This window comes from Arthrobacter sp. ATA002 (assembly GCF_026898095.1).
In the GTDB taxonomy this organism is placed as follows: Bacteria; Actinomycetota; Actinomycetes; order Actinomycetales; family Micrococcaceae; genus Arthrobacter_B.
This window is the reverse complement of the sequence record NZ_CP114015.1, coordinates 2437747-2454592: the sequence shown is the minus strand read 5'-3', so window position 1 is coordinate 2454592 and position 16846 is coordinate 2437747. Positions and strand designations below refer to the sequence as shown.

Genomic DNA, 16846 nt, shown 5'->3' with positions numbered 1-16846 from the left:
CCGCGGAATGTCTCTGCCTTCCGCCGTGGGGCCAGCGTTGTCCCCTCCCACCGCTCAATCAGGGGGAAGGACTTACCTCTCATGACTGATTCTTTTCCGCCCGGCGGAGCTTCCGCTGTTTCGCCGTTCACCCGCTTCGCCGGTTTTCCGGCCGACACCGGACTGTACCGCGCCGAGAATGAAAAGGACGCGTGCGGCCTGGCCGTCATCGCCACCCTCCGCGGGGAGCCCGGGCACGACATCGTTGACGCCGCCCTGACCGCCCTGCGCAATCTGGAACACCGCGGCGCCGTCGGTGCCGACGAAGGAACCGGCGACGGCGCCGGACTGCTCACCCAGGTGCCCGATGAATTCTTCCGCGCAGTCACCGCCTTCGACCTTCCCGCGGCCGGCACGTACGCCGTCGGCACCGCGTTCCTGCCCACCGAGGCCCGGGAGCAGGAGACCGCCCGCGCCGGCGTGGAATCCATCGCCGAATCCGAAGGCCTTGAGGTGCTGGGCTGGCGTGAAGTGCCAATTGTCGCGGACCTCGTGGGCGCCATGTCCCGCGCCTGCATGCCGCACTTCGTCCAGGTGTTCCTGGCACCGGCCGACGGCGACGCCTCCGACCTGGACGCCCGCGCCTTCCGGGTCCGCAAGCGCTCCCAGAACAAGTTCGGCGTGTACTTCCCCTCGCTGTCCTCCAAGACCATGGTCTACAAGGGCATGCTCACCACCGCGCAGCTGGAACCGTTCTATCCGGACCTGTCCGACCCGCGCTTCAAGACCATGCTCGGCATTGTCCATTCGCGGTTCTCCACCAACACGTTCCCGTCCTGGCCGCTGGCCCAGCCGTTCCGCACCATTGCGCACAACGGCGAAATCAACACGGTCAAGGGCAACCGCAACTGGATGCGCGCACGCCAGTCCCAGCTGAAGAACCCGCTGCTGGGGGAGACCCCCGAGGAACTGTTTCCGATCTGCACCCCGGCGCCTCCGACTCGGCCTCCTTCGACGAGGTGGCCGAGCTGCTGATGCTCTCCGGCCGGCCGATCACGCACGCCATCATGATGATGATTCCCGAGGCCTGGGAAAACCACGCCACGATGGACCCGGCCCGCCGGGCCTTCTACCAGTACCACTCCATGCTCATGGAGCCGTGGGACGGACCGGCCGCCGTGTCCTTCACCGACGGCACGCAGGTGGGTGCGGTCCTGGACCGTAACGGCCTGCGTCCGGCCCGCTACTGGGTGACGGAGGACGGCCTGGTGGTCCTGGCCTCCGAGGTGGGCGTGGTGGACATCGACCCGGCCACGGTGGTCCGCAAGGGCCGCGTGTCGCCGGGCAAGATGTTCCTCGTCGATACCAAGGCCGGGCGGCTCATCGAGGACGCCGAGATCAAGGCCGAGATGGCCGCCGCCAATCCGTGGGCGGACTGGGTCCGGGAAAACCAGGTCTCGCTGGAGGAGCTGCCCGAGCGCGAGCACGTGCTGCACACCAAGGCGTCGATCAACCGCCGGCAGCGCACCTTCGGCTACACCCAGGAGGAACTGCGGATCCTGCTCGGTCCGATGGCCCGCACCGGCGCCGAACCCCTGGGCGCCATGGGCTCTGACACGCCCATCGCCGTGCTCTCGCAGCGCCCGCGGCTGCTGTTCGATTACTTCGTGCAGTCCTTCGCCCAGGTCACCAACCCGCCGCTGGACGCCATCCGCGAAGAACTCGTCACCTCCATGCGCGCCTCCATCGGTCCGGTGGGCAACCTGCTGGCCACCGGCCAGGTCCGCAACCGCCAGATCGCCCTGAACTTCCCGGTCATCACCAATGACCAGCTGGCCAAAATCGCCAAGCTGACCAACAGCGACGGCGAGAAAATCGCGCTGAAGGTGCGCGGCCTGTACCGGCCGCAGGGCGGCGAAACCGAGCTGCGGGCCCGGATCGCCGAGATTTGCGAGAAGGTCTCCGGCGCCGTGAACCGCGGCATCGAATACATTGTGCTGTCCGACCGTGACTCCAGCGCCCAGTGGGCGCCGATCCCGTCGCTGCTGCTGCTCTCGGCGGTGCACCACCACCTGCTCAAGAGCGCCAACCGCACCAAGATCTCGCTGCTGGTCGAAGCCGGCGACGTCCGCGAGGTGCACCACGTGGCCGTGCTGATGGGCTACGGTGCCTCCGCGGTCAACCCGTACCTGGCGATGGAAAGCTGCGAGGAGCTGGTCCGCAACGGCGACATCACCGGCGTGAGCCGCGAAGAGGCCGTCTCGAACCTGATCAAGGGGCTCGGCAAGGGCGTCCTGAAGATCATGTCCAAGATGGGCATCTCCACCGTGGCCTCCTACTGCGGCGCGCAGACGTTCGAAGCGATCGGCCTGGGCCAGGAGCTGGTGGACGAGTTCTTCCACGGCACGCAGTCCCAGCTCGGCGGCGTCGGCCTGGACGTCATTGCCGCCGAAGCCGCCGCCCGGCACACCAGCGCCTACCCGGACGACGAAATCGAGGATCCGCACCGGTCGCTGGACAACGGCGGGGAATACCAGTGGCGCCGCGAAGGGCCGCCGCACCTGTTCAACCCGGAAACGGTGTTCCGGCTCCAGCACGCCACCCGCGAACGCCGCTACGACATTTTCAAGAAGTACACCAGCGGTGTGGATGACCAGTCCAAGTCGCTGATGACCCTGCGCGGCCTGCTGGACTTCCGCACCGGGGAGCGTCCGCCGGTCCCGCTGGCGGAAGTCGAGCCGGTGTCCAGTATCGTGAAGCGCTTCTCCACCGGTGCCATGAGCTACGGCTCCATCTCCCAGGAGGCGCACGAAACCCTGGCTATTGCCATGAACCGGCTCGGCGGCAAGTCCAACACAGGCGAGGGCGGCGAAGACCCCGAGCGGCTGCTGGATCCCGAACGGCGCTCCGCGATCAAGCAGGTGGCGTCCGGACGCTTCGGCGTCACCAGCCTGTACCTGACCAACGCCGATGACATCCAGATTAAAATGGCGCAGGGGGCCAAGCCCGGCGAGGGCGGCCAGCTGATGGCACAGAAGGTCTACCCGTGGGTGGCCCGCACCCGGCACTCCACGCCGGGCGTTGGGCTCATTTCGCCGCCGCCGCACCACGACATCTACTCCATTGAGGACCTGGCCCAGCTGATTTACGACCTCAAGCGCTCCAACCCGAGCGCCCGGGTCCATGTGAAGCTGGTGTCCGAGGCCGGGATCGGCACCGTGGCGGCCGGCGTGACCAAGGCGAAGGCCGACGTCGTCCTCGTCTCGGGGCACGACGGCGGCACCGGCGCATCGCCGCTGAACTCGCTCAAGCATGCCGGCGCCCCGTGGGAACTCGGCCTTGCCGAAACCCAGCAGACGCTCATGATCAACGGCCTGCGCGACCGGGTGGTGGTGCAGGTTGACGGGCAGCTCAAAACCGGGCGCGACGTCGTGATTGCGGCGCTGCTCGGGGGAGAGGAGTTTGGTTTCGCGACCGCTCCGCTGGTGGTCTCGGGCTGCATCATGATGCGCGTGTGCCACCTGGACACCTGCCCGGTGGGCGTGGCCACGCAGAATCCGGAACTGCGGGCACGCTTCTCCGGCAAGCCGGAGTTCGTGGTGAACTTCTTCGAATTCCTGGCCGAGGAAGTGCGCGAAATCCTCGCCGAACTGGGCTTCCGCTCACTCGAGGAGGCCATTGGCCACACCGAAGTGCTGGACACCAAGGCCGCCATCGACCACTGGAAGGCCGACGGCCTGGACCTGGAACCGGTCCTGCGGGGTTCGGAGGTGGTTGAACACGGCGCACCGCTGCGCAACATGGTGCCGCAGAACCACGAGCTGGACGCCCACTTCGACAACAAACTGATCGAAATGAGCGCCGACGCGCTGCAGAACCGGGCTCCGGTGCGGATCGCCCTGGACGTGGTGAACACCGACCGCTCGGTGGGCACCATGCTCGGCCACACCGTCACCAAAACGTTCGGCATCGACACCCTCGCCACCGACACCATCGACGTGACCCTCACCGGCCAGGCCGGACAGTCTCTTGGTGCGTTCCTGCCGGCCGGCATCACGCTGCGCCTGCTCGGAGACTCCAACGACTACGTGGGCAAGGGCCTCTCCGGGGGCCGGATCATCGTCCGCCCGGACCGCACCAACGTGTTCGACGCCGCCCGCAACGTCATTGCCGGAAACGTGATTGGTTACGGCGCCACCAGCGGGCAGATGTTCCTGCGGGGCCAGGTGGGCGAACGCTTCCTGGTCCGCAACTCCGGAGCAACCGCCGTCGTCGAAGGCATCGGTGACCACGGCTGCGAATACATGACCGGCGGACAGGCGCTGATCCTGGGCCCCACCGGACGCAACTTCGGCGCCGGCATGTCCGGCGGCACCGCATATCTGCTGGACCTGGTGCCGGAGCGCATGAATAAGGAATCGATCGAAAAGGGCGAACTTCGCCTTGAGCCGCTGGACGCGGAGGACGCCGACATTGTCCGCGGGCTGCTGATCCGGCACGCCGAAGAGACCGGATCCGTCCTGGCGGCATCCCTGCTCGAGGACTTTGCCGCCACAGCCCGCCGCATGACCAAGGTGCTGCCGCGCGACTACGCGGCCGTGCTGGATGCCCGCGCTTCCGCCGCCGACGCGGGTCTCGACCCTGACGGCGCCGAAGCATGGACCCGAATTTTGGAGGTAACCGGTGGCTGACCCACGCGGATTCTTGAAAGTACGTGAACGCCAGACCCAGCCGCGCCGCCCCGTGCCCGTGCGCATCATGGACTGGAAAGAGGTCTATGAAGCCCAGGAAAAGGGTGTCCTGAAGGAGCAGGCGGGGCGCTGCATGGACTGCGGCATCCCGTTCTGCCACCAGGGGTGCCCGCTGGGCAACCTCATTCCGGAGTGGAATGACCTGATGTACCGGGACAAGGGCCGCGAAGCCATTGAACGCCTGCACGCCACGAACAACTTTCCGGAATTCACCGGACGGCTGTGCCCGGCGCCGTGCGAGGCCTCCTGCGTACTGGGCATCAACCAGCCGGCAGTGACGATCAAGCAGGTCGAGGTCTCGATCATTGACCAGGCCTTCGACGAGAACTGGGTGACCCCGCATGCTCCCGAGCGGCTGACGGACAAGACCATCGCCGTCGTCGGCTCCGGCCCGGCGGGTCTGGCCGTGGCCCAGCAGCTCACACGCGCCGGGCACACCGTGGCGGTCTATGAGCGCGACGACAAGATCGGCGGCCTGCTGCGCTACGGCATCCCCGACTTCAAGATGGAAAAGCTGCAGGTGGACCGGCGCCTGGATCAGATGCGCGCCGAGGGAACCCGGTTCCGCACCGGCGTCGAAGTGGGACGGGACATTAGCTGGGAGCAGCTGCGCCGGCGGTACGACGCCGTGGTGGTGGCCACCGGGGCCACCGTGCCGCGCGACCTGCCGATCCCCGGCCGTGACCTGAACGGCGTGCATTTCGCTATGGACTATCTGGTGCAGGCCAACCGCGCGGTCGCGGGGGAGCCGGTCCGGAACTCCATCTCGGCGGAGGGCAAGCACGTGATCATCCTCGGCGGCGGCGACACCGGTGCGGACTGCCTGGGCACTGCCCACCGCCAGCAGGCTGCGTCCGTGACCACGCTGGCTATCGGACAGCAGCCGCCGGCTGAGCGTGCAGGACACCAGCCGTGGCCGATGTACCCGACCCTGTTTGAAACCGCCAGCGCGCATGAGGAAGGCGGGGAACGCACGTACCTGTCCTCCACGGTTGAGTTTGTGGGGGAGAACGGGCAGCTGACCGGCGTGAAAGTGGCCGAAACCGAGTTCGTGGACGGGCGGCGGGTACCGAAGGCAGGCACCGAGCGGGTGTTGCCGGCGGACCTGGTGTTCCTGGCCCTCGGGTTTACGGGGCCGGAGCCGGCCGGGCTTGCCGACCAGCTCCAAACCGAGTTCGACGAGCGGTCCAACGTGGTGCGCGACGGCTATTACATGACCGGTACTCCGGGAGTGTTCGCCGCGGGCGACGCCGGCCGCGGCCAGTCGCTGATCGTGTGGGCGATTGCCGAAGGGCGGGCCTGCGCCGCAGCCGTGGACCAGTGGCTGATGGGTTCCACCCGGCTGCCGGCACCGGTGGCGCCCACGGACCGGGCAATTTCGCTGCTGTAGGGGACAGGGTCTGCCGGTGCTGAAGCAGGTGGCCCCCATGTGCTCCAGCAGGCCTCTTCCCTAGGTAGTGTTCCACTGGTACGGTGCCTGCATGACGACGCAAACGCTGCCCTCGCCCACCGTCAACGCTCGTTCACTGCTGCTGCCGTACCTGCTCGGCCTGGCCGCCGCCATGGTGCTCGTCCAAACGGCCATTGCCCTGGCCGGGGAGGGATCGGCGTCCTCGCCGGGGTGCTCACCGCCGTCGCCGCGGCTGGAATTGCCGCCTGGATGGCGGTAAACCGGCGCAAACTCCTGCACGTGCGCTTTGGATTCGCCATCGCCCACACGATCGCCTTCCTCACCGTCACGGTCTCCTTCACTGCGCATGCCGTGGTGCGTGCCGTCAGCCTGGGAGCGACCGGCGGTGAGGGCGCGGTTGCGCAGGAGCTCCTGGCGACACCGTGGTTCGGAGCAACACTTCTCATGAGTGCCGCATGGGGAGTGGGGCTGCTCATCCATCTCACGGGCAGCATCCTGGGCCGCGGATGGGAGGACTGAGCATGCCCCGCTCCACGGAGGAACGCTCCACGGAGGAACAGGAATGGGTGGAAGCCAGGATTGAGTCCTGGGTGGAAACCTACAAGAAGTCGATGCTGACACCGGTAATCCTGAGCGCCGTGGCCGCCCGGGAGCCGGCAACCGTGGCAGCAGTCGCAGCAAACGTTGCGGCTGCCACTGGATGGACCGTCACTGAGCGCAGCCTGTACCGGAGCCTCAAGCGGCTCCAGGACACAGGCTTTCTGCTCAGCAGGGAGGTCGATGCGGCGCGTACCGGTGCCAAGCGCAAGGAGCTTACCCTGACCCGGGCCGGTGCGCAGTTCCTCGCCGGAGTCGAGGCGAACATGATTGTCCTTCGGGCACCGGGGTCCGCTCCCGCCGGGGAAGCGTGAGAGAAAGAACACGGGCCACACTTTCCACCGGTCACGACGTCTGCGGCCCGTCTCCATGCGTAATTGCCGCCGGGCGACTAGGCTGGAACATATGAGACGCGCAAAAATTGTGGCCACATTCGGCCCCGCAATCGCAAGCTACGAAAACACCGTCGCCGTTCTGCGCGCGGGTGTGGACGTTGCCCGCATGAACATGAGCCACGGCGACCATGATGTGCACAAATCCGTGTACGACAACGTCCGCCGTGCCTCCGAGGAACTGGGCAAGCCCGTTGGCATCTTCGCCGACCTCCAGGGCCCGAAGATCCGCCTGGGCCGTTTCGTGGACGGTCCGCATTTCCTCAACAAGGGTGACGTTTTCACGATCACCATCGAGGACGTGCCGGGTACCAAGGACATCGTCTCCACCACCCACACCGGCCTGCCCAACGATGTCAGCGTGGGGGACACCCTGCTGATCGACGACGGAAAAGTGGCAGTCCGCGCCACCGCAGTGGACAACGTTAAGGTTGTCACCGAAGTGACCGTTCCCGGCACCGTGTCGAACAATAAGGGCCTGAACCTGCCAGGCGTTGCCGTCAGTGTTCCCGCCATGAGCGACAAGGATGAGGCCGACCTGCGGTGGGCCATCCGCACCGGCGTCGACATGGTCGCCCTGTCCTTCGTCCGCAACGCCGTCGATGTGCGCCGTGTCCATGAAGTCATGGACGAAGAAGGCCGCCGCGTGCCGGTCATCGCCAAGGTCGAGAAGCCGCAGGCCGTCGAGGCCATCGAGGAAATCATTGACGCCTTCGACGCCATCATGGTCGCCCGCGGCGATCTCGGTGTCGAGCTTCCCCTGGAAGACGTGCCCCTGGTCCAGAAGAATGCCATCGAGCTGGCCCGCCGGTGGGCGAAGCCGGTCATCGTGGCCACCCAGGTGCTGGAATCGATGATCGACAGCCCGCGCCCCACCCGCGCCGAGGCCTCCGACTGCGCCAACGCCGTCCTCGACGGCGCCGACGCCGTGATGCTGTCCGGGGAAACCTCCGTGGGCAAGTACCCGATCGAAACCGTGACCACCATGGCGCGGATCATCGAGTCCACCGAAGAGCACGGCCTGAACCGCGTTCCGGCCCTGGGCTCCAAGCCCCGCACCCGCGGCGGTGCCATCACCCGCGCCGCCGTCGAAATCGCCGACCAGCTGGACGCGAAGTTTGTCTGCACGTTCACCCAGTCCGGTGACTCGGCCCGCCGGCTTTCGCGCCTGCGCCCGAAGAAGCCGGTACTTGCCTTCACGCCGGTGGAACAGACCTACCGCTACATGAGCCTCTTCTGGGGTATCCAGCCGATGCTCGTGGAATTCGCCGAGAACACCGACCAGATGACGGCCCAGGTGGACCGCACCCTGATCGAGAATGACCTGGTGGATCTCGACGACCTAGTGGTCATTGCCGCCGGTTCGCCTCCCGGGCAGGCCGGGTCCACCAACACCGTCAAGGTGCACAAGGTGGGGGACATCGCCGACGCCGGTCAGCGCCTCGAAGGGCAGATGCGGGTCAAGGAGAAGGTTGGCCCGTGGCCGGTCAAGAGTGCCAACAAGGGCAAGGCAAAACCCATCTAACCTGGTTGCCCCTGGAACATTAGTGCTGCCCGGCCGGTCATCCGGCCGGGCAGTCTTTTGTGTGTGCACTATCCACATTTATAAAGATATATCAAATTTTCCGGATATGGCTGCTAATCGTCTCCGCATTCCGTCCGCCGTAGCCCGCAACCAGTCAGCACATCCGCCACCTGCTGCTCGTCCACCGGACACAGCATTGACCCCGCGGGCGAAGTGGCCGATGCACGGTTCGCGGCAGCCTTCTGCCGCCGGAAGGGTGGTTCTGCTGATACGGGGGACCGATACTGGGATCAGCCTGTTCGGTCACGAGGCGCATTCATCACGCTCAAAGGCAACCACCAGGTTTCACACCCCGAATGAAAGTGGGCATCCGAATGAGTTTTTGGGAGAATTTCTGGGACATCGTGTGGTGGGCCTTCAGCGCCATGGTGTTCTTTGCTTATCTGTTCACGCTGTTTGCCGTCATCGGCGATCTCTTTCGCGACCAGAGTCTGAGCGGCTGGGCGAAAGCCATCTGGATCATCTTCATGGTCATCTTCCCGTTTCTGACCGTCCTCGTGTACATCATTGCCCGGGGCAAGGGAATGAACGAGCGCGCGATGGAACGCTCACGGGCCGCTCAGGAGTCCACTGAGGCGTACATCCGCAGAGTTGCAGCGAGTCCCAGTGAGGAGATTTCCAAAGCACAGGATCTCCTGAACTCCGGATCGATTAACCAGGAAGAATTCCAGCTGATCAAGAACCGGGCACTCACAAGCGTGTAACGGCGGGATGCGTGCATTTCCGGGCGCGGCAAAAAGCCCTGCCCGACGTTCGCCGGGCAGGGCTTGGGCTGCAGGTGCCGTTGAGCGCGGCGCGGGCGGTCCCGGGCCGGGGTTTTAGTTGACCTGGTTGATGATCGTTTCGGCGACTTCCCGCATGCTCAGGCGGCGGTCCATGGAGGTCTTCTGAATCCAGCGGAAGGCCTCGGGTTCAGTTAGGCCCATCTTGGTGGTCAGCAGCGACTTGGCCCGCTCCACCAGCTTGCGTGTGGCGAACTGCTCCTTGAGGTCGCTGACCTCTTCTTCGAGGGCCTTGATTTCCTCGTGGCGGGACAGGGCGATCTCGATGGCCGGGATCAGGTCCGCCGGAGTGAACGGCTTCACCACGTACGCCATGGCTCCCGCCTCGCGGGCGCGCTCCACCAGTTCCTTCTGGCTGAACGCCGTCAGCAGGACCACCGGGGCGATGCGCGCCTTGACGATCTGCTCAGCTGCGGAGATGCCGTCCATGACGGGCATCTTGACGTCCATCAGGACCAGGTCGGGCTTGAGTTCGGTGGCCAGGGCGACGGCCTTCTCGCCGTTGTCGGCTTCTCCGACGACCTCGTACCCCTCGCCGGTGAGGATTTCCACGATGTCGAGGCGGATCAGGGTCTCATCTTCAGCGACGATGACGCGCCGCGCCGGCGTGTTGGAGGGGCGGGCTCGGTTGACTCAGACACAGGTGCTCCTCAGAATGCGGTTGGACTGCCGTGTGCGAACTGACAGTTCACAGAAATAGCCTATCCGCATGTAGAGTAGATTCGCGCCCAACACGGATTGTGAACTTTGTGATTCACACCGCAGGGCCGGCCCGAATGGCGGAATTGGCAGACGCGCTGCACTCAAAATGCAGTATCGAGAGGTGTGTGGGTTCGAGTCCCACTTCGGGCACCGATGTGATGAGTCGAGACATCGTTTCCGGATGAGTCGCGACATAGGTAACACCCCGGTCTTCGGACCGGGGTGTTTTCTTTTGCCCGGAGGTGTCGATGATCTGCAGTCGGCAACCATGTACCTGCAAATGGGTATCGGGATACTCGGACTGCAGGGTCTTCCTGAATGAGGCACCGAGGGTTAGCTTGGCGGCAAACCTGCTCCGACTGGCGACTCAATGACACGGGCAACTTCCAGGGCGGGGAACGGCTCATCTCCTCAAACCAGCCCGGTGGCCGGCCAAGGCCCTGCTCGTCCTAGCTGAAAGTCCTAATTATGACAGGACATATCCAGCAGTTTAAGGCGTGCACTGTCGATGTGCGAACAGGAAAAATGGCCGCAGGGTGGGCTAAGCCGGAGGGAAGCAAGGTGTTTGGTTAAAAGGTTTGACAGGACAAACTCTGGGCGGCAGAGTATGGGTGTGGCTTCGGTCACATCCATAGCCAGAATCGGGCGGGGCTTTCCGTCCGGAGCGGAAAGGCCGGCGGATTACAGTGGCTCACGACGTGCTCACCATGGGGCGGATCAGCGTTGACGTCTACCCGCAGGACATCGGCGTGGGCCTGGCCGACGTCGCAACCTTCGCCAAATATCTGGGCGGCTCGCCGTCCAACGTGGCGGTGGCGGCGGCCCGGCACGGACGCCGAAGCGCCGTCATTACCCGCACGGGTCAGGATCCCTTCGGGGAGTATCTGCACCGGGAACTGCAGAAGTTCGGCGTCGACGACACCATGGTGAGTGCTGTGGCCGGGCTGCAGACGCCGGTCACATTTTGCGCCATTCGTCCGCCCGATGATTTTCCGCTGTACTTCTACGGACGCTTCCCGACCGCTCCCGACCTGCAGATCACGGCCGGTGAACTGAATCTGGAGGTCATCCGCGACACTGGCATCTTTTGGTCCACTGTGACGGGGCTGTGCCAGGAGCCCAGCCGCTCCGCACAGCTGGCGGCGCACGAGGCGCGCCCCCGGGACACCTTGGACCCGGGCCGGCACACGGTACTGGACCTGGACTACCGGCCGATGTTCTGGCCGTCCGTTGCGGCGGCCCGGGAGCAAATTGCCCGCATCCTGCCGTACGTCACCGTAGCCGTCGGCAACACCACTGAATGCGCGGTGGCAGCCGGCGCAGGGACACCCGATGAGCAGGCAGACCGGCTGCTCGAAACAGGGGTACGTCTGGCCATCGTCAAGCTCGGCCCCGACGGCGTGCTGGCCAAGACGGATTCAGAGCGCGTGGTCTCCGCCCCGGTCCCCGTGCAGACCGTCAACGGCCTGGGAGCCGGAGACGCGTTTGGCGGCGCGCTCTGCCACGGGCTGCTGGGGGGCTGGCCGCTGGCCGCCGTGCTGGAGTATGCCAATGCGTCGGGCGCACTGGTGGCGTCCCGGATTTCCTGCGCCGACGCGATGCCGACGCCGGCGGAGGTCACCGGCCTGCTCGCTGAGCGCGGCCGCATGGTTCCGGAGCTGCTGGAGGCCTTGCCATGACGGGAGCCGTGAAGGACCCCCGGCGTTATGAGCACCTGTCCCGCATCCGGCTCGAGGATCCGGACGCCGTCCGCCGTGCCGCAGCCGGCCGCACTCCGCACGCCGGGCCGTCGGCGGGCCGGCAGAACCTCATCGTCGCAGCGGACCATCCCGCACGCGGTGCGCTCGGCGTCGGGGACCGGCCAACGATCATGGGCAACCGCCGCAGGCTGCTCGACCGGCTGCAGGAAGCACTGGCCAATCCCGCCGTCGACGGCGTGCTGGCGAGCCCCGACATCATGGACGACCTGCTCCTGCTCGGCGCCCTGGACGGCAAGCTGCTGTTCGGGTCCATGAACCGCGGCGGCCTGGCCCGGTCCGTCAATGAAGTCGAGGACCGCTTCACCGGACACACCGCTGCGGCACTGCAGGAAATTGGAGCAACCGGCGGAAAAATGCTGACCCGGATCTGCCTCGGCGATCCTGCCACGCCCGCCGCGCTGGAAGCCACAGCTAAGGCCATCAACAGTTTGGCGCAGCGGCGGCTGGTCGCCATGGTGGAGCCCTTCATGTCGGTCTGGGAGAACGGGCGGCTCCGCAACGATCTCAGCACGGATGCGGTCATGACGTCGGTGGCGATCGCCTCCGGGCTCGGTTCCACGAGTGCCTACACCTGGCTGAAGCTGCCGGTCGTCCGCGATATGGAACGGGTGCTGGCATCCACCACCATGCCCACTGTGCTCCTCGGGGGCGACCCTACCGGTTCCCCGCAGGAAACGTACTCGCTGTGGGAAGAGGCCTTAAAACTGCCCGGCGTGCAGGGCCTGACCGTGGGTCGGACCCTGTTGTTCCCGAAAACCGGCACCGTCAGTGAAGCCGTGGCGGCCGCGGCAGCGCTGCTGGACACCGGCACCGCATCAAACACCCGCAGCGAGCAGGAGGTTTCCAACTGATGGCTACCCGCAGAATGACCGTAGCCCAGGCAGTGGTGGAATTCCTGGGCAACCAGTACACAGTGGACGACGCCGGCGGGCCCGAATACCGCGCACGCCTGTTCCCGGGGATGTTCGGCATCTTTGGCCATGGCAACGTGGCCGGCGTGGGGCAGGCGCTGAAGCAGGCACAGGTGCGGGACCCGGCGCTGATGCCCTACTACCAGGGCCGCAACGAGCAGGCGATGGTGCACCAGGCCGTGGGGTATGCCCGGCACACCCGGCGGAGGGCCACCTATGCGGTAACGAGTTCCATCGGTCCCGGAGCCACGAACATGCTCACCGGCGCCGCGCTGGCCACCACCAACCGGCTCCCGGTGCTGCTGCTTCCTCCGACACTTTCGCCACCCGCGCCCCCGACCCGGTGCTGCAGCAGCTGGAGCGGCCCGAGGCCTACGACATCACCGTCAATGACGCTTTCCGTCCCCTCTCCCGCTACTTTGACCGGGTGGTCCGCCCCGAGCAGCTCTTTTCGGCGTTTCTCTCCGGACTGCGGGTGCTGACGGATCCGGCCGACACCGGTGCGGTGACCATTTCCCTGCCCCAGGACGTGCAGGCCGAAGAGATGGACGTACCCGAAGTGTTCCTGGCGGAACGCGACTGGCGCATCCGCCGGCCCGCCCCCGACGAGGAGGACATTGCACTTGCCGCCCGCTTAATCCGCGCGGCCAGGCGCCCGCTCATCATCGCCGGCGGCGGCGTGCTGTATTCCCTTGCCGCGCAGGAGCTAAACCTGCTGGCGAAGCAAACGGGCATCCCCGTCGCCTACACCCAGGCGGGGACCGGCTCCGTACCCTGGGATGCGCCGTACTGCCTGGGCGCGGTGGGCTCCACGGGCACGACGGCGGCCAACGCCGTCGCGCGCGGAGCCGACCTGGTGATCGGGATCGGCACCCGGTACGAGGATTTCACCACCGCCTCGCACACTGCCTTCCAGAGTTCGGACGTGCAGTTCGTGAACATCAACGTCGCCCCGATCGATGCCTACAAACTTGGCAGCAGCCTGCCGATTGTTGCCGACGCCCGCAAGGCCCTGGTGCGCCTGGCAGAGCATTTGGGCGGTTACCGCGTCGGCGCGGACCTGCAGCGGCTCATGGCAGCCGAGAAACGGCGCTGGAACCGCACCGTCGATGCGGCCTTCGACGAGCGGCACACTCCGCTGCCGAGCCAGAACGCGATCATCGGCGCGGTGAACCGGGCGATGGAACCGCGCGACGTCGTTGTGTGCGCCGCGGGCTCGCTGCCCGGGGACCTGCACAAGATGTGGCGCATCCGTGACCCGTACGGCTACCACGTGGAATACGCCTTTTCCACGATGGGGTACGAAATCCCCGGCGGACTGGGTGTCAAGCGCGCCGCCATCGACGAGGCGCAGCGGAACGGCGACGGCGAAACGCCGCGCGACGTCGTTGTCATGGTGGGGGATGGCTCCTACCTGATGATGCACACGGAGCTGGTCACCGCCGTCGCCGAAGGCATCAAGCTCATCGTGGTTCTGATCCAGAACCACGGCTACGCCTCCATCGGGGCGCTCTCGGAATCGCTGGGCTCGCAGCGGTTCGGCACCAGGTTCCGGTCCCTGGACGCCAAGGCCCATACCTTCGACGAGGGCGGGACGCTGCCGGTGGACCTGGCCGCCAACGCGGCGTCCCTGGGGGTTCGGGTGATTCGGGTGGACCCCGGGCCGAACGGAATCGCGGACCTGGAGACCGCCGTGGCAAAGGCCAAGGCTGAACCCGAAGGCAGCGGGCCGGTGCTCATTCACCTTGAGTCCAATCCGCTGATCGACGCTCCCGATTCCGAGTCCTGGTGGGATGTTCCGGTGGCGGAAACATCGGAACTGGAGTCCACCCGGGCGGCGAGCGCCACGTACTCGGACTCTAAAGCCCGGCAGCGGCCGCTCATCGGGTAGGCAGCCGCAGCTCGGCTGGAGGTTTCAGCAGGAGCAGGACACGCTCAAGCACACTGACGAAGGCAGGACCAGCATGGACGAGAACACAGTCATCATCGGCACCGCACCCGACTCCTGGGGTGTCTGGTTCCCCGATGATCCCCGGCAGACTCCCTGGCAGCGGTTCCTCGACGAGGCGGCCGGTGCCGGCTACTCCTGGATTGAACTGGGCCCCTACGGCTACCTCCCCACCGATCCGGTCCGGCTCGCCGACGAACTGGCACAGCGCGGCCTGAAACTGAGTGCCGGGACTGTATTCACCGCCTTACACCGCGGCGGGAACCACGGGGAAAGCACAGGGGCACCGCGGAGGAGCCGGTCCGGAAAGTCGCGGAACTGACGGCCGCGCTGGGCGGGGAGCATCTGGTGGTGATTCCGGCGATGTGGCGCGACGACGTCAGCGGCGAGGCGCTGGAGAGTTCCGACCTGTCCGCTGATCAATGGAAGGACCTGCTCGCCGGCCACGACCGGCTGGGCAGGGTCCTGGCCGAGGACTACGGGCTGCAGCAGCAGTTTCATTCCCACGCCGACTCCCATGTGTGTTCACAGCCGGACATCGAACGTTTCCTGCAGGGGACAAACCCGTCGCTGGTCTCGCTGTGTCTGGACACCGGGCACGCCGAATACGGCGGAGCGGACAGCGTTGACCTGATCTCCAGATACCCCGACCGGATTGGTTACCTGCACCTGAAACAGATCGATCCGGACATCCTGGTCAACGTGCGGCAGCAGAACCTGACCTGGGCGGCGGCAAACCTCGCCGGCGTCATGACGGAACCGCCCCGCGGCCGGCCCGATCTCTCCCGCGTCATCGCCGCCGCTGAAAACCTCGGCCGGCCGCTCTTCGGAATCGTGGAGCAGGACATGTATCCCGTCGCCGACTTCGGCGTCCCGCTGCCCATCGCCCGCCGCACCCGCGACTACCTGCTCGCCTGCAGTTCCCGGACCCGGGTCGCCTCACCACCGGACGCCTAACCCCCAACTCTTCAAGCCCGACTCCCTAAGGAGGCTCAGATGAGCCAGAATCTCCGCGTCGCCGTCATCGGAGCCGGCCGCATGGGCGTTGACCACATTCAGCGCCTGCACCGGCGCATCCACGGAGCGGAGGTGGGCGCCGTCGTCGACATCGATCCGGAGCGCGCCGCTGCCGCTGTCGCGGGAATCCCCGGCGCAACCGCCCTGAGCAACGTGGCCGAGGTGCTGGGGAATCCGGACACGGACGCAGTGCTGCTCGCCACCCCCGGTTTCCTGCACGAGGAGGCGCTGCACACCGTCCTGGCCCGCGACCTTCCGGTGCTGTGCGAGAAACCGTTGACGCCGGACTCGGCATCGGCCTGGCGGGTGGTGCAGGCCGAGGAAAAGCTGGGCCGCCAGCGGATCCAGGTTGGGTTCATGCGCCGGTATGACGCCGAATACGCCCAGCTCCAGGCGTTGATCCGCGGAGGCGAGCTGGGGGAAGTGCTGATGCTGCACCACCAGCACCGCAACCCGTCAACGCCTCCCGGCTTCACCAACGAGATGCTGATCAATGACTCCGTGGTGCACGAGTTCGACGCCGTCCGCTTCTTCACCGGGGAAGAAATCATCTCCGTCCAAGTTCGGACCGGCAAGGCCACCCGCGGCGCTCCTGCCGGCCAGCACGACCCCCAGCACGTACTGCTCGAAACAGCGTCCGGCGTGCTGGCGGACGTGGAGATCTACGTCAACGCCCGGTTCGGCTACGAGGTCGCCACCCAGGCGGTGTTTGAGCAGGGCATTTTCCGGATCGGGAACGACGCCGGTCCGTACCTCAGCACGCAGGGCCGCTGGGGCGGCCCGGTCAGCCCCGGGTTCGCCGCGCGGTTCAGCGCCGCTTATGACCGGGAGGTCCAAGCCTGGGTGGATGCTGCCCGGCAGGGCGGCATTGACGGGCCCGGCGCCTGGGACGGGTACGCGGCCGCTTCCTGCTGCGAGGCCGGAGTTGAGGCGCAGCGGACCGGTCAAAAGGTGGACGTCGTCCTCAACGACAAACCGGCGTTGTACCTCCGGGCCTGACGGAAGGTTCTG

The 16846-nt window shown here is 66.3% G+C and carries 10 protein-coding genes, 1 tRNA gene and 3 pseudogenes; 13 read left to right on the top strand and 1 reads right to left on the bottom strand.

The window, feature by feature from the left end; translation table 11 throughout:
• Window positions 1-81 precede the first annotated feature (81 nt).
• From gltB to OL239_RS12150, 7 genes and pseudogenes are all read left to right on the top strand, one after another.
• A pseudogene (gltB, locus tag OL239_RS12180) lies at window positions 82-4670 on the top strand (glutamate synthase large subunit).
• On the top strand, window positions 4663-6120 hold the full coding sequence (locus tag OL239_RS12175; RefSeq protein ID WP_268909177.1) for a glutamate synthase subunit beta: 1458 nt from the start codon (window positions 4663-4665) through the stop codon (window positions 6118-6120). The pseudogene gltB and the gene OL239_RS12175 overlap by 8 nt, the downstream one beginning before the upstream one ends.
• A 91-nt stretch (window positions 6121-6211) precedes the next feature.
• On the top strand, window positions 6212-6400 hold the full coding sequence (locus OL239_RS12170; RefSeq protein ID WP_268909176.1) for a hypothetical protein: 189 nt from the start codon (window positions 6212-6214) through the stop codon (window positions 6398-6400).
• Window positions 6391-6660: a hypothetical protein gene (locus OL239_RS12165; RefSeq protein ID WP_268909175.1), complete on the top strand. Its 270-nt coding sequence runs from the start codon at window positions 6391-6393 to the stop codon at window positions 6658-6660. The genes OL239_RS12170 and OL239_RS12165 overlap by 10 nt, the downstream gene beginning before the upstream one ends.
• Before the next feature lie 2 nt (window positions 6661-6662).
• Window positions 6663-7052, top strand: a complete 390-nt coding sequence (locus tag OL239_RS12160) for a helix-turn-helix transcriptional regulator (RefSeq protein WP_268909174.1) — start codon at window positions 6663-6665, stop codon at window positions 7050-7052.
• A gap of 91 nt (window positions 7053-7143) precedes the next feature.
• Window positions 7144-8655, top strand: a complete 1512-nt coding sequence (pyk, locus tag OL239_RS12155) for a pyruvate kinase (protein WP_268909173.1) — start codon at window positions 7144-7146, stop codon at window positions 8653-8655.
• A 374-nt stretch (window positions 8656-9029) separates the two neighbouring features.
• Complete coding sequence (locus tag OL239_RS12150) at window positions 9030-9419, top strand: hypothetical protein (protein WP_268909172.1); 390 nt, start codon at window positions 9030-9032, stop codon at window positions 9417-9419.
• A 114-nt stretch (window positions 9420-9533) separates the two neighbouring features.
• Here OL239_RS12150 and OL239_RS12145 read toward each other — a convergent pair whose 3' ends face one another.
• A complete protein-coding gene (locus OL239_RS12145) occupies window positions 9534-10088 on the bottom strand; it encodes an ANTAR domain-containing response regulator (protein WP_268911753.1) in 555 nt (184 codons plus the stop codon).
• A 179-nt stretch (window positions 10089-10267) separates the two neighbouring features.
• On the opposite strand from OL239_RS12145, the gene OL239_RS12140 reads away from it, so the two are divergent.
• From OL239_RS12140 to OL239_RS12115, 6 genes and pseudogenes are all read left to right on the top strand, one after another.
• Window positions 10268-10349: transfer RNA gene (locus OL239_RS12140), tRNA-Leu, on the top strand.
• Window positions 10350-10885: 536 nt separating this feature from the next.
• Window positions 10886-11878 carry a 5-dehydro-2-deoxygluconokinase gene (gene iolC, locus OL239_RS12135; RefSeq protein WP_268909171.1) on the top strand — a complete coding sequence of 331 codons (993 nt, stop codon included), beginning with the start codon at window positions 10886-10888 and terminating at the stop codon, window positions 11876-11878.
• Window positions 11875-12810 (top strand): Cgl0159 family (beta/alpha)8-fold protein, encoded by a 936-nt coding sequence (locus OL239_RS12130; RefSeq protein WP_268909170.1) that lies wholly within the window; start codon window positions 11875-11877, stop codon window positions 12808-12810. The genes iolC and OL239_RS12130 overlap by 4 nt, the downstream gene beginning before the upstream one ends.
• Window positions 12811-12824: 14 nt before the next feature.
• A pseudogene (gene iolD, locus OL239_RS12125) lies at window positions 12825-14761 on the top strand (3D-(3,5/4)-trihydroxycyclohexane-1,2-dione acylhydrolase (decyclizing)).
• Window positions 14762-14834: 73 nt separating this feature from the next.
• Window positions 14835-15775 (top strand): annotated as a pseudogene (locus OL239_RS12120) (sugar phosphate isomerase/epimerase family protein).
• Between the two features lie 39 nt (window positions 15776-15814).
• Window positions 15815-16834: a Gfo/Idh/MocA family protein gene (locus OL239_RS12115; protein WP_268909169.1), complete on the top strand. Its 1020-nt coding sequence runs from the start codon at window positions 15815-15817 to the stop codon at window positions 16832-16834.
• Window positions 16835-16846 lie beyond the last annotated feature (12 nt).

What these genes read in the sequence shown, in the direction of transcription:
- OL239_RS12170 (WP_268909176.1), top strand. Translation starts at nt 6,212, where the DNA reads ATGACGACGCAAACGCTGCCCTCGCCCACCGTCAACGCTCGTTCACTG.
- OL239_RS12165 (WP_268909175.1), top strand. Translation starts at nt 6,391, where the DNA reads ATGGCGGTAAACCGGCGCAAACTCCTGCACGTGCGCTTTGGATTCGCC.
- OL239_RS12160 (WP_268909174.1), top strand. Translation starts at nt 6,663, where the DNA reads ATGCCCCGCTCCACGGAGGAACGCTCCACGGAGGAACAGGAATGGGTG.
- pyk (WP_268909173.1), top strand. Translation starts at nt 7,144, where the DNA reads ATGAGACGCGCAAAAATTGTGGCCACATTCGGCCCCGCAATCGCAAGC.
- OL239_RS12150 (WP_268909172.1), top strand. Translation starts at nt 9,030, where the DNA reads ATGAGTTTTTGGGAGAATTTCTGGGACATCGTGTGGTGGGCCTTCAGC.
- OL239_RS12130 (WP_268909170.1), top strand. Translation starts at nt 11,875, where the DNA reads ATGACGGGAGCCGTGAAGGACCCCCGGCGTTATGAGCACCTGTCCCGC.
- OL239_RS12115 (WP_268909169.1), top strand. Translation starts at nt 15,815, where the DNA reads ATGAGCCAGAATCTCCGCGTCGCCGTCATCGGAGCCGGCCGCATGGGC.